Here is a 696-nt window from a genome sequence, read left to right as displayed (position 1 = left end):
GCATTTTTCCAATGTTCCCCGTATTCATCGTATTTCTTGCGCTTTTCGGGATCGCTCAGCGCCTCATTAGCCTCATTTATTTGCTGAAACAACCTATTGGCATCTTTGTCGTTAGGGTTTAGATCGGGATGATATTTTCTGGCCAATTTTCTATAGGCTTTTTTAATATCGTCCTGCGTAGCACTTTTTTCTAGTCCCAGGGTTTTGTAGTAATCTATAAATGCCATAATTAACTAGTTTGTCATTTATCTTAAGTTATTAATTGCCGATTTTGTTTTAGTTTTTGATAAATATTAAATGTAGTTGTGAATATATTAATTACTTTAGAATTTTATTTGTCGAATACCTCTCTGGATATACTTCTATGGTGTAACCGCTATCTAAACATTAAACTTTACTGTTAAAATGATTGTAGAGCATAACAATGATGCTAGCCTTTTACTAGAAATGAAATTCGGGAATCAGCAGGCCTTTGAAACTTTGTACAACAAGTATAAAGGATTGCTCTATGTGCATGCTTATAGGAAACTTAAGGATAGAGAGCAGGTAAAAGATATTATTCATGAGATTTTTCTGAGTTTGTGGGAGAAAAAGACCACTTTGGATATAAAAGGAGAGCTATCCTCGTACCTATTTAAGGCGGTTAGGTATAAGATTATTGATACTATTGACAGAAGCTCTACAGCCGAGCAGTAC

2 protein-coding genes are annotated in these 696 nt (G+C 34.5%); one reads left to right on the top strand and one right to left on the bottom strand.

Going from position 1 to position 696, the window contains the following annotated elements; translation table 11 throughout:
• Window positions 1–227, bottom strand: a 227-nt coding sequence (locus tag AC1DG9_RS27530; protein ID WP_477635759.1) for a DnaJ domain-containing protein, incomplete at its 3' end; no start/stop codon positions are given.
• Window positions 228–405: 178 nt separating this feature from the next.
• Here AC1DG9_RS27530 and AC1DG9_RS27525 point away from each other — a divergent pair.
• On the top strand, window positions 406–696 hold a 291-nt coding region (locus tag AC1DG9_RS27525; protein ID WP_477635758.1), incomplete at its 3' end, for an RNA polymerase sigma factor.

The sequence above is a fragment of the Pedobacter sp. 05L430 genome, assembly GCF_056397585.1.
Note: the sequence above shows the minus strand (reverse complement) of the source record. Positions and strands in the feature narration are given on the sequence as shown.